Raw genomic sequence first — 13,217 nt, forward strand, 5'->3', positions numbered from 1 at the left:
ACTACGCTGCCAACGCGGGAAACCCAGGATGCAAAAACTACCCATCATCGGAGATCAAAGGCCTGCGAATGTTGAAATGCCTAGCGCTTATTTGAAACCTCCCAAGCTTAGGCTCAGAAGATGCGCCGTGAAGCTTCTTCCGCCTTCGCTCGCAATCATCTCTTTTTCTAGCGCGCTTCTCAGAGGGCTTCTCATGGTGAGTTATCTTCATCTGCCGCGGCTTACCCTCCCTCTGAAGCTTCTTCTTTAGGGTGCGTATGCCCTGCTCTATATCTCCGTGATATACGACAACCTCAACCAAGCTAAAACCTCTCAAAGACTAAACGATACGGAGCCACATGATAACACAACAGCCCATATGGTCAAACTTTTTCTTACCTAGGGCATCACCACCAGACAGCAACAACATCACCCCGCCAGGAGCTCATTCACCCTCTGGCTTGTCTGCTCTAGTTGCTCCTTCTGCAGAGGTACGAAGCCCAGGTTTACCAGATATCCAGAGCTCCCAATCGATTCTGGGCGCATCACCTCCTTGACGAACTCCCTCAACCCAGGAGTGGTATCCAAATGCTCTTTCTTTACGTAGATGTAAATCGGCCTGGACAGCACGTACTTTCCGGAGGATATTGTGTCATAGCTGGGCGCAACGCCGGCAACCTTGTTTCCCTGTATTTCTCCCTGGTTCTTCACCAAGAAGCTGAAACTCAATATGCCAAAGGCGTTACTGTTTTTTGATATCTTGTGTATTACCACATTCTCACTGGTAGCAACTTCTATGTACTTTCCGTCATTTCTTATGCTGCTACAAACCCTTTTTCTCTCCTCCCAGTCTGGGTATGAGTCCACAAAGTTCTTAGCGCTCATGCACACTCCACTGATTGCAGTGTCGACGAGAATGTCATACGTGCCAGTATTTTTGTGGGGGCCGTAAATTTCAATTTCGTGTTCGGGCAAGCCAGGACGTACCTCCGACCACATGCTATGCTTGTTTAGGGGGACCTTGCCATACTCATCAGATAGGCTGTATTTGCTCAAGGCACCGAACAGGTCCACCAAAGAAAAATCAACTTCTTCCTTCTGTTTTGTGCTTGCCACGACTATGCCGTCGTAGCCCAGACCTATCTCGATCATGTCCTTCACGCCATTCATGCCGCAAAGTTCGACTTCTGCATCCTTGATGCGCCTAGAGGACATGGCTATGTCTGGTGTATCACTGCTGCTGCCAGCGCAAAACATGTTAAAGCCCATGCCACTTCCCACGGACTCTATGACGGGGGTTCTATAGGCGGAGAATCTACCAAACTCTTCGGCAACAGAAGAGATAAATGGGAACACGGTGGAAGAGCCAACCACCCTGATCTGGTCAGCCCCAGCTCCTAACGCAAGCGCGACAAACGCCACAAAGGAAAGCCCCCAAAGCCCCATACTTTCTACTGCCTCACAAGGACGACCGACACACGAAACTGTACCACTGCCATGCTTAACTAAGAATTAAGCATGTGACCGCTGACAAACTTAAACAGCTCCTCGCCTTGGCCCTCAGACGCGTTAAAATCTGGCGCAAAATGCCCGACATACCTGCCTTTCCCATTGATGAGGTACATGAACGTTGAGTGGTCGATATCACCATCACTTGGCTTCTTGTCGCCCACATACACCTTGTAGTTTTCAACCACGCTCTTTATGTCTGCTTCTTCGCCTGTGAGCATCTGAATTCTCGCATCAAAAGACTTGTGGTACTCTTTAAGCTTGGCTACGGTGTCATTTTTCGGATCAACAGTTATGAACACAACTTGCAACTTATCGGCATGGTCGCCTAGTTTACTTAGGAGCTGAGAAGCCATGCCTAACTCGGTAGGGCACGTGTACTTACAGGCTGAGAAGCCGAATATTACCAACATGTGCTTGCCGCCAAAATCGCCGCTACTGACGGTGACCCCCTCGTGATTAACCAAATTGTTGAAAGACGCGGAGGCTATGCCCTCACTTACAACTTCGGAAGTGGTAAACCTCTCGCCGATTTTGCTGAAAATGCCTTTCTTGTTCACATAGGAGTACCCCAGGAACACGGCAGCAACGAACAGCAGAAGGTTAGACACAATCTTGAAAATTCTCATCTATCACACCCCAACGAACACTCAAAAATGCGCCACATTGCCGGACGGCAAAACGAGCAGGCGCGATCGTAGCACCTATGCCCAGGTTGGTCAAGCGCCAGGCGCAACTGAGTATACAAAACACAAGGCAACCTCTATCAGTAACCCGAAAAAAGCGTGTAGCCACACAACACGCAGTGAGGCTAACGGTCGGAAGGCGCCAAACAACTTTCAGCTTCCTTGACCAGGTCTTCCATAATGTGCTTTACGCTTTTTATGCCTGTAACGAAGCCAACGCTCTGCCCGGCCATCAAAGAGCCATCATGCACATCACCTTCAATAACGGCCCTCCTCAACGACCCGGCCCAAAATCTCTCAATCTTGCGCTGTCCTTCTTCTTTCGAGATTTCCCCGCGGTTATATAGTGATATAACTTCGCGCTGCAATTCGAGAAAGCGTGTACTCGCTTCGTTTGCTATGGCTCTTACTGGTACTACGGGGAAGTCTTTGCTAAGCTGTACAGACGGCACCGCGTCTCTGGAAGAGGATTTTATGAACACCTCTTTAAACTTGGGATGTGCCTTAGATTCGTGCGAACACACAAACAAAGTCCCTATCTGGCAACCACTTGCTCCCATGTTCAGGTAGCTGCTTATCATGTCTCCCGTGCCTATGCCTCCGGCTATGAAAATCGGGAAGTCACTCAATTGTTCACTCTTCCGGAAAAATGGTAAGATTTCCTGAGCTAGTACCGAAGTGCTCACCGGGCCGATATGGCCGCCCGCCTCCATGCCTTCTATCACTAACCCATCCGCGCCCATTCTGACCAACCTCCTCGCGACGGCAAGTGAAGGTGCAAAGCACATGCTTTTCACTCCGGACTGTTTGATCAAGGCTAGGGTTTTGCTGGTTGGGATTCCGCCTGCCAATACTATGTGAGAAACCTTTGCACGCACGCAGACCTCAATCTGGTTGTCCAGATCTGGGTGTATGACAATTAGATTGACTCCAAAATTTTTGTCAGTTAGCTGCTGGGTTTCCTCTATTGCGGCTTGTAGCTCCTGAGCATACATTGCGCCACAGGCCAACACTCCGAAGCCGCCCGCATTTGATATCGCGGACACGAGATTGGGCTCCGACACCCAACTCATTGCTCCCCCCATGATGGCAAACTCGCTACCTAAGAAGTCCGCCCCCTTCCTCCACAAACGTGAAAGCACTTTCAGATGATCCTCTTAAAAACGTCTTCTTTATCAAATATTATGTGCTTTATTGCCCCGAGAACGTGCAATATGACAACAAAAATTAGCGTGAAAACCGCAACCTCATGCACACTGGCAAAAAACGCCGAGACCGACTCATCCTTCGGCACTATGGCCGGTATTGAGAAGTACACCATGTATACCGGACGCCCAGCCGCTGACGACATAACATATCCTGAGACGGGTATGCACAGCATGAGCAAATATAACACGAAATGAGTTGCCTTTGCCAGGACAATGGAGGTTTTTGATATCCCTTCTGGATAAGGCGGAGTGGTGCAAAGAAGACGAAACACAACCCTCACTCCCAGCAAGGCCAGAGCCACCATCCCGCATGCCTTATGCACCATGTACATCAGCTTTTTGGTTGACTCCTCAGCGGGGGGAGCGTACACCATGAGAAACCCCAAGGTCAAGATTCCTATGATTCCCAAAGCCATAACCCAGTGAAGAACCCTGACCGGCAAAGAAAACCTATCGCCCGCCATAGACAACCCCTGCACTCGACTAAAGACAGCGCGTGTGTACCACGAGATTGCACGCGCGGCAACAAAAATCTGTGCGATGGTTTGTGCCATATCCAGGATAGTGCGAGCATAATATCACCCAGCAGTCTGTGCATCTGGTAGCATTGCGCATGGTGCAGCACAATCCCGTCACGAGCGCTGCTTATATTTCGGACTGATGGCGCAGGCACGTTGTGGTGGATTTTTGGCTGTGCCCTCCAGCGAATTTTTGCCAAAATTTTTCAGTGGTGCCAGTAAAAATATAAACTATAATCCACGACAGTTGGTTGAGGGAGTGTCAGTGCCGTAGTGTTATTGGGGTTTTCTAGGCATCTCTTTTTTGTGGTACTGGCGCTAGTTTTTGCTTCGCCCGTCTTCTCCCTGGTGGTCGTATTTTTTGCGGAAAGCGGAAAGGGTTTCGGTCTGCTTGCCACTCTACTGCCCGAGTACGTTTTTAACACTGGGGCACTCATGGTAGGCGTCGGAGCCGTGGTGGCGCTCATAGGAGTTATGAGCGCTTGGTTCATAACTTACTACTCGTTTCCCGGGCGCAGGATATTTGAGGTGGCGCTATTTTTACCGCTCTCAATACCTGGGTATATAGTCGCCTATGTATACGTGAACATGTTCGGGTTCGCCGGCCCGGTACAAAGCACGCTGAGGGAGTTTTTTAACTGGGAGAAGGGTGACTATTACTTTCCCGATGTAAAATCGTTGGCCTTTTGCACCCTAATTATAGGGTTTAACCTGTATCCATACGTATATATGCTCGCCAGAACGGCATTTATTGCGATCAGGAACAGCGTAGCCGTTGCTACTACACTATGCTGCTCTAGGTACAAAATTTTGACATCCGTCGTGATTCCTGCCGTTTGGCCGTCTATGGTTGCGGGCGTGTCGCTGGTACTGATGGAAGTGATAGCAGACTTTGGCACCCCGCAGTTTTTGACCATAAACACGCTTACCACGGGAATATACAGACATTGGTTTCTTTTGCACGATAAATACTCTGCGTGCATACTGGCACTTTTGGCGCTTTTTTTCGTATTTTTGCTCATGGTAGCAGAAAAGTTTTTGCGTCGCGATGAAGACTCCTATTCCGCCATCAAGATGAACACTAACTACTGCTACAGATGGCACTTCAACAGCAAGTTGGTTATAGCCTTCATATACTTCGTGTGCCTGCTTGCAGTGTTTTTGGGGTTCGTACTGCCGGTAGCGCCGCTAATATACTGGACGCTGGAAAGGCTGCCCACTATAAACTACGCTGAGTTCTTTCCCGTAGTGCTCAATAGTGTGGGAATCGCGCTTATCACCGCCACAATAGTGGTTACAATCGCCATAGTTATGCTCTGCCTCACCCGGGGTAGGCAGGGGTTGTCTTACGTGGTGAGGTTCGTCTCCATGGGATACGCGATTCCCAGCACCATAACCGCGGTTGGGATTGTGATTTTGCTAGGGAAGCTGTCTCAGCTTATCAGCGAGAAGTTTCTCAATGTTGCGCTTATTGGCACTATAGTCGGCTTGCTATACTCCTACACGTTCAGGTTCCTTGCCCTGTCTGTAGGCCCGATCGAGTCCGGACTGAATAAGATTCCCAGAGAGGTAGACTGGTCTTCGATGTTGATGGGGCACGGTGCCGCCTCAACCTGCGTTAGGGTACACATCCCCATGATCAAAAAAAGCGTGATGGTGGGCTTTTTGCTGGCATTTGTCGATACCATCAAGGAATTATCTGCAACCTTAATAATAAGGCCGTTCAATTTTGAAACTATGGCCACACGCATCTATGAATTGGTTGCGGATGAAAGGCCTATGGACGCCGCACCGTATGCGCTGGCAATCGTGCTTATGGGGCTCTTGTCGGTGATTGTGCTTTGCCAAGTATTTCAAAACGACAAGGTACGCGAGAACAGGATAAATGAGTACGTGTCTTGAGCGGGTGCAGGGCGTTGCTATGCTGCAAAATGCGGCTCCGGCGTACTGAAACGACATGGTAGTGTGCCATGATTACGTGTGGCTTAAACACCGAAAGTTCTAGCCTCGATTGGAAGTGCGTAGTACCTATTGCTATATCATATAAACCCAACAGGCCTGTGACTGCTGTTTTGGATTTAGGTCGGCCTTTGCTGCTATCTCTCCTTGAATGCCTTTTCAAAGGTGCTAGTTATGGGCGTCAGCAGGTAATTCAACAGAGTACGGGAACGCGTCACCACAAACACTTCTGCAGGCATTCCATGATACAGCTTGAGATTTTTGAATTTTCCTGAATGCGCTGACTTAGGAATCACCACCCTAAGTGAGTAATACTTTACACCGCTCGAGTCAGTTAACGCGTCTGCCGAGACCTGAGTCACTATACCATCAATTAGCCCAAACTTGCGGATGTTATAGGCACTAAGCCTAACCTTAGCTCGCAATCCGCTGTGCTCACCGCTGGTGACCAAGTTCTCTTCAACGGCACGTGCCGACAGAACTTCCTCTATATTCCTGGTGGGTATTTTGGCGTCTATTATGAGATCATCATCCGCCGGGACCACCTCAAGTATTGCACCCCCGGGGGGTATTACTCCCCCCTCCGTATGGTACCTCAACCCGGTTACGATACCATTTTGCGGAGATCTGATCACCGTACGCTTCAGCACGTCCTCGGCGGCCATTAACCTCTCCCTTAAGTCAGTCACCGAAGCGTTGGTTTCCTTAAGCTCGGAGTTTGTTCTGTCTAATAAGGTGTTCGTAATGTGGATCATCTCCAACTGATTTTCCCCGATTTTCTGTTCTGCGCTTGCGATTTTAGCCCGGATGTGGCCAAGCTTCCCTTCCGCGTCGGCCTGTGTACGTTCGAGGTTTAGTATATAGGGCTTGCTTATGTACCCCTCCTCGAGCAAACTCTTTTTTGCCTCAAGTTCCTCGCTGATCAGTTTATACTGCTTTTCTTCTGATTCAAGCTGAGCGGCCAGCCCCGACAGCTCCTGGTGTAACTGCTTTATGCGTTGCTCCAGTATACTCAGCTGACCGGATACACTTTTCCTCTGGGAGTAAAACAGCTCCCTCTGGTTTCCCAGCACCTTATCTACCACATCCGCGCTCGACAAATCGTGGATTCCTGCAGGGAAGTCAATACTTCCGGAGCGGTTTTTGATTGCCAGCAGCCGCGCCTCTGTCGCGAGTAAGACCAGCATTTTTTCTTTGATTATCCCCAGGTTAGCTTTCGCTGCTGTGTCGTTAAGAAGCACAAGAGGCTGGCCCTTGCTGACTGCGTCTCCATCCTGCACTAGTATCTGGTGAATTATACCCCCCTCAAGATGTTGTACTACCTGCCTGTTTAGAGACGAGACTACCTCTCCCGGTGCTATGACGGCGCCGTCTAGTGGAGCAGTTGCCGCCCATATGCCGAAGAAGCCGAAGAACGCTATCACAACGACTAATCCCACAAGCAGTGGACCCCATGAGGCCTTGAGAGCCTCATTTTCACCCTGTTTTTCGATTCTAAATACAAAACTTATAACCCTGTCTACTATGGAGAGCGACTTTTCCACAAACTTGGACCCCTCGGTGCCACTCTCCCTTTCTTTGTGCAGGGAGTTGTGTCCTAGCAGTCTGGGCAGGGAGAAGTCCAACTTCGCCATGGACATCGCCTTAGCAATTTTACCGTACATAATTCCGGGCATGGAAAGAACAGAGCAGACTTAATACCACGAAAAGGCCACCGCAGAAATTTATTTTTGTATTTACCGCAAATGCCAAACACGCTTTAACTAATCGAAGCGTGCATCAAAAACCTTCAACACTCTCGGCAGCATGTTTCTGGCGGAGTTTTTTAACTTCTGCAGTGCAATCACCGACTCGATGCGTCGGTGCATAAAGGACAGGGTTTCCGAGGCATCTTCAGAGGAATCTCGCACCAAATATACAAGTGACGAAATGTAAACAGAGCCAGCAGTCCACCTTTTTGTGTAGTAGCTGAAATTAGTTGCGGAATCCCCGGCCAAATGCCAAACCGTATCCATAACTTTGAAGACAAGAGAAGCGAAAAAACAGGTATTATGAGGCAGCAAAGCGAAGCGAAGCACGGACTTCACAAGCTGTCTGGAATTTGGCAGGGAAGCGTTATATAGTATACACAACTCAAGCAGGTAGCCGACTTTATCACGCACCCTCGGCAACTCATCCGGGCTTTTGCTCTGAAAAGAGCGGGTAATTGAGTCTATCAGCTCTTCATGGAAATATTCCAACACGTCATATATACCCCTGTGGAACTTGCAAAAGCTGTTCTCCAAACCCAGCCTCTTGCAAGCCTCACGCAGAGTTTCGTCACTCACCCCCATGTGTGGTATGAGCGATATAGCCTCGTCACTTATCCTGCGCACCTCGTGGCTTTCAAAGCTGTGCGATGCGTCTGTAGTATGCTCCATAGCCAGGCAAGATTAGCAACCGCAGGATTGTACCACGTATGTGCACGAAATACATGCAATTAGTTTTACTCTACGCTGCGACCAACAATTGCAGGGTATAATGCCCTACTAACGGGGTTATGGTCTGGCCACCTGAGGGCTGTTTGCCATGAGTGTGCTGCATAACACAGCCTGCAGGTGTGTGGGTCGGCATCAGACATCTGTGAAGCTCACGAACGCGCATTGCGTCGACGAGGCAGGCTAAATCTCGGCGCCAGGAAGACTCGCCCGCTAATTTCAGACTGTTTGTGCCATTTATGTGACTTCCCTTAAATACTTGCTCGATGCAGCGGTTCCGCGTATTGACAGCCGCAGTACTTACCTGTACCATGCCGCCCCGTAGTTGCGGGTGTTATTGGGGTAGGTAGGTTCAAGATATGGCTTTGCTGCCCCACTATCGCGGGAGAAAAGTTGCTGTTTTTGGTTTGGGGGAAACGGGCATCTCTACCGTATGTTCCCTGGTTCAAAGCGGTGCGCGCGTTCTAGCTTGGGATGACGATAAGTGTGTCTTGCGTAAGAATAGGGAACTTTGCGCTGGGTGCGAGTTTGTGCACCCTTATGAGTACCGATGGGATGAAATTTCCGAGCTAGTTCTAAGCCCAGGTGTTCCACACTCTCGCTGCAACGAGAGCTGGGTTGTTAAGCTGGCTAAACGTGCGGGTTGCCACATAACCTCCGATGTTGAAATATTCTGCCGTTCTCGGCCAGCGCGTCTAATCGGTGTGACTGGTACCAACGGAAAATCCACCACTGTAGAGCTGATTGGGTGGATCCTGAACCGCGCGGGGATTGACTCAGAAACGGGGGGAAACATAGGGAAGGGAGTTCTCTCACTTCCTCAGGGAAAGGCTGCGTACATTCTGGAGCTTTCTTCTTACCAGCTTGAGCTTATGCGCGGGGTAAATTTGGATGTTGGGGTAATACTCAACATAACACCGAATCACTTGGACGTTTATTCAAATATGGCTGACTATATCGCCGCGAAGGGGAGAATACTGGAATTTAGTAACCTTTTAGTGGCCAACTGTGGGGACAGTAACACTGCGCATCTGTGTGAGAATGTAGGGAATATGGTGGAGTTTTCCTGCGGGAAAAAACTTGCTAGAGGCGTATCGGTGCTGGATGGCCGCATATACTTTCAGGGCAGAGTTGCAGAAATTGGCGGCCTGAAAATTGACAGTGCGAGTAATGCTGAAAATATTGCCGCATCTTATGCTGTGGCGAAGAGCTTAGGAGTGTCTGACGAAGTGATTATGGCCTCTATCAGGGAGTTTCCTGGATTGCGGCATCGTAACCAAGTTGTTGCAGAAGTTGCTAACGTTACCTTCGTCAATGATAGTAAAGCGACAACTGCTGCTTCAGTTGCGAAGGCTCTGGTGAGCAGGGAAAATGTGTACTGGATTGCTGGGGGGAAGAGCAAGGATGGCGGAATAGAGCCTATTCTCAGCTTATACGCAAACCGCATACGCAAGGCTTTCTTGGTGGGAGAAGCGGCAGATATGTTTGCTGTGAGCCTGCAAAGAGCTCGAGTTGAGCATGTCATGTGTTATGATGTTTATAATGCCGTGCAAATTGCGTTTGCCGAGGCGATTGCAAGTGGGACTAAGGCCACTGTCCTGCTGTCTCCGGCCTGCAGTTCGTTAGATCAATGGAAAAATTTTGAGGAGAGGGGGGATGCATTTTGTGCGGCTGTGGCCGAGCTTGCAGCACCCCACAAGTTGTGCAGTACTACCACCCAATAAAGACCCAGTGTTTTCCCTCCCACACTACTCGCGTAGTACAGGCGACCAATGGGCGTTGGAAGCATTGGTCGGGACATCCAAAATCTGTGTGTTGGTGCCAGTTATATCGACAGTTACGAGCCTAGACCTGAACGGATGGGTTGCAGATGGAGGATCCTGCTGCGTGAAAAGAATCACCCGGCCATTTGGGGACCAAGAGGGGCTGTCAACCATGTACCCCTTAGCCAAAAGCCTCTCCCCACTTCCGTCAGGCTTCATAACCCCCACGTGGAAGCTCTTTCCCTCAGTTTTGGTAAAGGCTATCCAGTCCCCCCTGGGTGACCACGCCGGGGCAGAATATCCACCCTTGCCAGAACTAATTCTGCGCTGGTTGGTGCCATCCGCATTCATAACGTAAAGCTGCGGCCTCCCACTTCTATCTGAGTTGAACACTATGGACTTTTTGTCCGGCGAATAAGAAGCCGAGGTATTTATGGATCTGTCATTAGTGAGCCGAGTAGACTTCCCACTTTTCAGGTCTATCGAGTATATGTTTGTGGAGCCCTGCGCAGACTCTGACAGCAAAACGTGCCTGCCATCTGGGGAAAACCTTGGCGAGGAATTCACTCCTCTAACCCCCCCGAGCGCAGTCGAGTAGCCAGTTTCTAGGTCATGCAGAACTACACTGCCGCCGGATTTTGCATACGACATATACACCAGGTTCCGCGCGTCAGGAGAAAATCTGGGAGTGGAGACGAACTCCCCCCTGCCGGTGATGTATATGTTATTGGCGCCGTCCTGGTCCATTATTGCGATTCTCCTGGACCCAGGTAGCCCAGTTTCTGCCACGTACGCTATGCGGGTGTTGAAATACCCGCCCTCCCCAGTAATTCTGCTGTATATGCTATCAGACATAGAGTGTGCGGCACGCCGCCAATTTCCCGTAGCGAAGTTGAAAGATTTGCCGGACAGCTGCCTACCTGAGGCCACGTCCCATATGAACAGCTTTACCTTCACTCTGCCTTGAGCGAACTCCTTAATGCTTCCAGTTACTAGGACGTCTTTCGCTACAGACGTCCAAGCGTTGGAATCAGGCATCCCCTCCGATGTGGTACCAAAACCCCCTGCGGGTAGCTTCCAGCTCGCATCGAATATCCCAGTGCTGTTTAAATCACGTAGCATCACTCTGATGCAACTCTTTCCTATTTCCTTCTCAAGGTTCGTGGAAGAATGCATCGGCGCTACTGAGATCTTAACCTTTTCGGTATTGCCCTTTGTGATGTCAACGCCAAGCGCGGCTACAGCTCCCTGACAACCCAACAGAAGCGAAATGACGGTGGGAAGTACGTAAGCAAAGAAGAAAATCCGCACCTCAACCTACCACACGTACTCCATCTGCACTTCAACCAGGGGTCTGTCCTTTAAAATACCCTTTAGGGACCCGAATACTACGTCTTTGACATAATTTTTCACGTTCCTCGGCCTTGAGTTAGAAAGCCCAGAACCGATTTTCCTTGCCATTTCGCTCAGCAGCACTCTGTCTTCGGAGCTGTCTAATGCCCCCGGGGCAATGACCATCGGCTCCTTGACCAGCTCATGCTCTCTATTCATGAGTAGGGTGACAACTACCATTCCGGCATTCCTCATTTTCCTACGTGCAGACATCACGCTGCCCTCAGGGTGGCGCAGAAAATTGCCGTCAATCCCAAAAACTCCACAACCTACAGAGCCTACCTTTTTCCCCTCAACCAGGTCAATGACGTCTCCCGGAGCCGAAACCACACAACCCTTTATGCCGCACTCCTTGGCTAGCTTAACGTGCTCATACATGTGCATGTATTCCCCGTGTACGGGGACGCACAACTTCGGCCTCGTGAGGGAATACAGAGTGCGAACTTCCTCCCGGGACGGGTGCCCGGATACGTGCACGCCCTCGGTGAACTCTGTCACCACCTCAACGCCCATCCTCACAAGCTTGTTAAAAACCCCGAATATGCGCCTCTCGTTGCCAGGAATTATCTTTGAAGAGAAAACTACAGTGTCCCCCTCACCAAGCTCGGCTAAGGGGTGAGACTTACTAGCAAGCCTAGCAGTTGCGGCGAGCGGTTCGCCCTGACAACCGGTGCAGAGGTACAGCACGTTTTTGGCTGGTATACTCCCAGCCTGTTTTGCATCGAGAAACTCTGTGCTATCGTCAATATACCCGCAATCTCTTGCGGCCTGTATCGCCCTTGCTAGCGACCTACCCAGGACAACAACCTCCCGGTTAGATGCCTTGGCAATTTTGCTAAGTGTGCAGATCCTGGCGATATTCGAGGCAAAAAGCGCAACGGCCACCCTGCGCTTGCTCGCTTTCACTATGCTTAGAATGTTCTCATACAAACTCCCTTCGGAGCCCGACCTGCCCTCGGTAAATATGTTGGTTGAGTCAGAAATTACAGCCAACAGCCCGTCGTCTCCAAGCCGCTTGAGCTTGTCTGTATCAGACATAGGACCCACAACAGGGTCAGTATCTAGCTTCCAATCTCCAGTGTGGAGCACGCTTCCAAAATCTGTATGGACGGCCACCGCATGCATCTCGGGGGTGGAGTGCGTCATATGAACGAACTCAAGCACAAAAGGCCCCAGCTCCAACTTAGATGCTGGATCCACCTCTTCAATTGGGACGTTCATCGAAAACTGAGCCAACTTTGCTCTGAGCAAAGTTGCAGTGAACTTTGTGGTGTACACAGGACATCTGAGATCCGCCCACAGGTAGGGTATGGCCCCTATGTGATCTTCATGCGCGTGGGTCAAAACTATCCCAAGCAGATCCTTGCGTTTCTTCTTTATGAAGCTGACATCGGCGACAACCATATCCACCCCAGGCATTGTATCGCCGTCAGCAAACCCGGAGCCCAAATCAACAATTATCCATTTTCCGTGAGCATGATACAGCGTGACGTTCATACCTATCTTGCCTACGCCACCCAAAGGTAGAAAAAAAAACCCGCTACCAAAATCCATTACTAAAGTTACAAAACAATACAACCCAAATACCGGCCATAGATAGCACACATGTGCGCGTGTTTAAAGAAAAACATTTGCTTATGAATTTTGGAGGAGGTACAAAGGACCCGACCAAGCCGTCTCACATTTGCTATCGCAGAGATCATTTGGGTTTTGATTGTTTGCCTGC

General features: G+C 49.9%; 11 protein-coding genes. 2 read left to right on the forward strand and 9 right to left on the reverse strand.

Annotated features, from left to right (window positions below; all coding sequences use genetic code 11):
* Positions 1-37 precede the first annotated feature (37 nt).
* From rpsU to AMF_RS05925, 5 genes are all read right to left on the reverse strand, one after another.
* Positions 38-301, reverse strand: coding sequence for a 30S ribosomal protein S21 (gene rpsU, locus AMF_RS05905; protein WP_010263017.1), 264 nt, complete (start codon positions 299-301; stop codon positions 38-40).
* Between the two features lie 107 nt (positions 302-408).
* Positions 409-1,425, reverse strand: coding sequence for a substrate-binding domain-containing protein (locus AMF_RS05910; RefSeq protein ID WP_010267155.1), 1,017 nt, complete (start codon positions 1,423-1,425; stop codon positions 409-411).
* A 59-nt stretch (positions 1,426-1,484) separates the two neighbouring features.
* Positions 1,485-2,117: an SCO family protein gene (locus AMF_RS05915; protein WP_010263025.1), complete on the reverse strand. Its 633-nt coding sequence runs from the start codon at positions 2,115-2,117 to the stop codon at positions 1,485-1,487.
* A 182-nt stretch (positions 2,118-2,299) separates the two neighbouring features.
* Positions 2,300-3,316 (reverse strand): NAD(P)H-dependent flavin oxidoreductase, encoded by a 1,017-nt coding sequence (locus AMF_RS05920; RefSeq protein WP_010263028.1) that lies wholly within the window; start codon positions 3,314-3,316, stop codon positions 2,300-2,302.
* A 2-nt stretch (positions 3,317-3,318) separates the two neighbouring features.
* Complete coding sequence (locus AMF_RS05925; protein WP_010263030.1) at positions 3,319-3,846, reverse strand: cytochrome b; 528 nt, start codon at positions 3,844-3,846, stop codon at positions 3,319-3,321.
* Between the two features lie 327 nt (positions 3,847-4,173).
* On the opposite strand from AMF_RS05925, the gene AMF_RS05930 reads away from it, so the two are divergent.
* A complete protein-coding gene (locus AMF_RS05930; RefSeq protein WP_010267159.1) occupies positions 4,174-5,802 on the forward strand; it encodes an ABC transporter permease in 1,629 nt (542 codons plus the stop codon).
* A gap of 194 nt (positions 5,803-5,996) precedes the next feature.
* Here the strand turns inward: AMF_RS05930 and AMF_RS05935 are convergent, their stop codons facing one another.
* Together AMF_RS05935 and AMF_RS05940 are read right to left on the reverse strand one after the other, a co-directional pair.
* Entirely contained in the window at positions 5,997-7,535 is a 1,539-nt protein-coding gene (locus AMF_RS05935; protein WP_010263034.1) for an HlyD family type I secretion periplasmic adaptor subunit, read from the reverse strand.
* 87 nt (positions 7,536-7,622) lie between these two features.
* Complete coding sequence (locus AMF_RS05940; RefSeq protein WP_010263037.1) at positions 7,623-8,279, reverse strand: COQ9 family protein; 657 nt, start codon at positions 8,277-8,279, stop codon at positions 7,623-7,625.
* Between the two features lie 416 nt (positions 8,280-8,695).
* On the opposite strand from AMF_RS05940, the gene murD reads away from it, so the two are divergent.
* Positions 8,696-10,060, forward strand: a complete 1,365-nt coding sequence (gene murD, locus AMF_RS05945; RefSeq protein ID WP_010267161.1) for a UDP-N-acetylmuramoyl-L-alanine--D-glutamate ligase — start codon at positions 8,696-8,698, stop codon at positions 10,058-10,060.
* 24 nt (positions 10,061-10,084) lie between these two features.
* Here the strand turns inward: murD and tolB are convergent, their stop codons facing one another.
* Positions 10,085-11,410, reverse strand: coding sequence for a Tol-Pal system beta propeller repeat protein TolB (gene tolB, locus AMF_RS05950; RefSeq protein WP_010267163.1), 1,326 nt, complete (start codon positions 11,408-11,410; stop codon positions 10,085-10,087).
* Positions 11,411-11,416: 6 nt separating this feature from the next.
* On the reverse strand, positions 11,417-13,045 hold the full coding sequence (locus tag AMF_RS05955; RefSeq protein WP_010267164.1) for a ribonuclease J: 1,629 nt from the start codon (positions 13,043-13,045) through the stop codon (positions 11,417-11,419).
* Between the last annotated feature and the right edge of the window lie 172 nt (positions 13,046-13,217).

The organism is Anaplasma marginale str. Florida (assembly GCF_000020305.1).
Classification (GTDB): domain Bacteria; phylum Pseudomonadota; class Alphaproteobacteria; order Rickettsiales; family Anaplasmataceae; genus Anaplasma; species Anaplasma marginale.